The sequence below is a fragment of the Methanobrevibacter sp. 87.7 genome, assembly GCF_002208625.1.
Taxonomy (GTDB): domain Archaea; phylum Methanobacteriota; class Methanobacteria; order Methanobacteriales; family Methanobacteriaceae; genus Methanarmilla.
In genome coordinates this window covers 1-2,932 of the sequence record NZ_MRCT01000193.1, presented here as the reverse complement: position 1 = coordinate 2,932, position 2,932 = coordinate 1, and the positions used below count along the sequence as shown (strand labels likewise).

Below are 2,932 nucleotides of genomic sequence, written 5' to 3'. Positions count from 1 at the left end.
TTAGCTGAATATATTAGTTAATTTTGTTTAAAATAAGTATTTTTTTGTTTTAAAGAAATATTTGTTTTAATTTTGTTTAAAATAAGTATTTTTTTGTTTTAAAGAAATATTTGTTTTTTTAATATTTTTTGTAAAATAAGTAGTTTAAAATTTTTAATTTTTTTTTTAAAAAAGAGTTTTAATTGACTGTTAAGTCAATTAAGGTTTATACATACTCATATTTGTAATTTGAGTCATGTTTGAATATTCTTTTTGACCAATAGCAATAATTTTATCAAGTGTTAATTGGCCTGTTGCAAATAACATTACAATAAATATTACATAAAATGCTATTATTGCAAGTTGTATTACTCCATGTTTTTTTAGAGAAACATCTTTACGTGTTATTAAATATATTGCAGGTATAAGTCCAAGAATACTTCCAAATATTGATAATATATATCCAACTATAATTACAATATTCATTCCAGTTGATCTTGGAGAATTTTGATTATAGTCTATATGTACATCAACTCTTGGATTTTCCCAATTATTTCTTATATTTTGATTTGGACTATTTTGTTCTTGTTCTTGTTTTGGGAATTCTGTTCCACAGTATATACAGAAACCATATCCTGTAGTATCAGGTTTTCCACATTTTGGACATTGTCTAATTACCATATTTTCCCCTAAAATTTTAGTTTATCCCATATTTCATAATTGTTAATTATAATGTAAAATTTTATATTTTTTATAATAAGTAGTTTATTATAATTTTATTATTTTTTATAAAAATATTCTACTTTTTCTAAAAATTTTTTATTTTTTTATTTTCTTCTTATATTTAAAATTTTTATTTTTTAGTTATTTCTTTTAATATTCTTTTAATATGTATTTTTGAACTATCAATTATTGGAATATTTATATCATCATCATTTATAAGTAAGTTTAATTCATTACATGCAAGTAATAGACAATCAATATCTTCATTTTCAGTTATTTTATTAATGATATTGATATAATCTTCTTTTTTATAAGGTAATACTATACCATTTTCTAGATTAGGATATATAATTTCATGGATTTTTTGTATATCATTTGAATTAGGAATAATACATCTTATTCCATTTTCTTCTAATTTTTTTATATAAAAATCATGTGTCATTATAAATGATGTTCCAGTAATTAATACTTTTTTATAATCTTTTTTTATAATTTCATTAATAATACAATTTATAATGCTTATTATTGGAATATTTGAATCTTGCTTTAATTCATCTATTACAACATGTGCTGTATTTGATGCTATTGCAATTATATCTGCACCTGCATTTTCTAAATTATTTATTTCTTTTAGTAATATTTTTTCTACTTGATTATAATCTTCAAAATCTAATTGTCTTATAAATTCTTCCATATTTAAACTACTTATTAGGATATGGGGGTAATATTCATCTTCTCTAGTGTTTTTAAATGTATATACTATATTTTCATAGTATTTCACTGTAGATGCAGGACCTATTCCTCCTATCAATCCTAATGTTTTCATTTTATCCTCTTTATTTTTATTCAAATTATAAATTAAAGTTAAATATTATACCTTTTAATCTTTTATTATTTCAATTTAAGGTATTTTCTTTAAATTTTTGTTTTTTTATTTTATCTTTTAAATTGGTATTTTCTTTAACTTTTTGATTTATTTTATTATTAAATTAATAATGTATTTAATTTATTGATTTTTTATTTTATTATCTTCTTCTTTTTCTTCTAATACCTATAATTAATAAGATAATGCCTATTATTACAAGTATTGGTATTGCAGTGTATACAAGATTCATATCATTAAATGATTTAAAATCACTTGATTTTGGTAAATTCATTGTACCTGCATTTTGATCATCATCTGTAAGTAATGCAAAATTATATAATAAATCATTATAACCTATTTTGGCACCTTCATATTCTATATAATCTGGCGCTTTCCCTGTTTTGTCCATATAATCTACAACTTTTTGGGCCATTGATTCATAATCATATATACTATATGAACTTTTTGTTCCTATTGAATAATTTTGAGGATTATCTGGTGCTTCATAATTTTTAGGACTATTTAATCCATCTCCAGAAAGATATGATGAAAGAAGGTATAATGCTTGAGGTGTAGTATATGATTCATAGTTATTTTCTAATTTTCCAAAATTTTTACTTGCTTCAATAGATTTTGAAATATCACCAATTGTACTTACTTTAAGATTATTTCTAATAATTAAATCAGATCTTAATTGGTCATCACTTGAATTAGCATTTTGAATATTATATATAATTTGATCTGCAATGTATTTATTTACAGTACTATTACTATGATACATATCATTATTTTCATCAGTATCTTCAGGATATTTTTGAACTGGTTGTATTATATTTATTCCAGAATATCTTAAAAATTCTCCTGGTTGTTTAATTGATTCAAAACTTTCATCTGACCAGTTATCATCCCATGCTCTTCTAAGTTTACTTGTATTATCTAAATTTAGGGAACCTAAATTTACATGCATTACTTGTTTGTTTACTTTAGTTGAATATTTAGCCATTTCATAAAAATTAGCAGCATCTGAAAATGCAAAAAATACACTAACATCTGTATCTGAAGTCATTGCTCTTGTTCCTTCTCCAGGTGCAGGTGAGTCTGGGTCTACTACAGCAGTTATTTCTCCATTACTATCCTCTTCAATATAATGTTTAATTTCATTTAGCATTTTAACTTCTTCACCTTTTTGGCTAAAAACACTATCTGAGGTTAAAAATACTGTTGTTGCACTTATTGCACTTATTGTAGGTGTAAGTATCATTAGAATAATTATTAAAATAACAATTATTTTTCTTATATTCATTTTTTTACCTCTATTTTTTATGAAATATTTTTGTTTAAATATTATTTTTTTGGTATTGTTTT

3 protein-coding genes are annotated in these 2,932 nt (G+C 22.2%); all 3 read right to left on the bottom strand.

Annotation, left to right across the window (positions count from 1 at the left end; genetic code table 11):
- Positions 1 to 198: 198 nt before the first annotated feature.
- The 3 genes from BGI41_RS07500 to BGI41_RS07490 all read right to left on the bottom strand — a co-directional run bounded on the left by BGI41_RS07500 (position 199) and on the right by BGI41_RS07490 (position 2,870).
- Positions 199 to 660: a zinc ribbon domain-containing protein gene (locus BGI41_RS07500; RefSeq protein WP_088540078.1), complete on the bottom strand. Its 462-nt coding sequence runs from the start codon at positions 658 to 660 to the stop codon at positions 199 to 201.
- Between the two features lie 172 nt (positions 661 to 832).
- Positions 833 to 1,528 carry an aspartate/glutamate racemase family protein gene (locus BGI41_RS07495; protein WP_088540077.1) on the bottom strand — a complete coding sequence of 232 codons (696 nt, stop codon included), beginning with the start codon at positions 1,526 to 1,528 and terminating at the stop codon, positions 833 to 835.
- A 199-nt stretch (positions 1,529 to 1,727) separates the two neighbouring features.
- Complete coding sequence (locus tag BGI41_RS07490; RefSeq protein ID WP_088540076.1) at positions 1,728 to 2,870, bottom strand: adhesin; 1,143 nt, start codon at positions 2,868 to 2,870, stop codon at positions 1,728 to 1,730.
- Between the last annotated feature and the right edge of the window lie 62 nt (positions 2,871 to 2,932).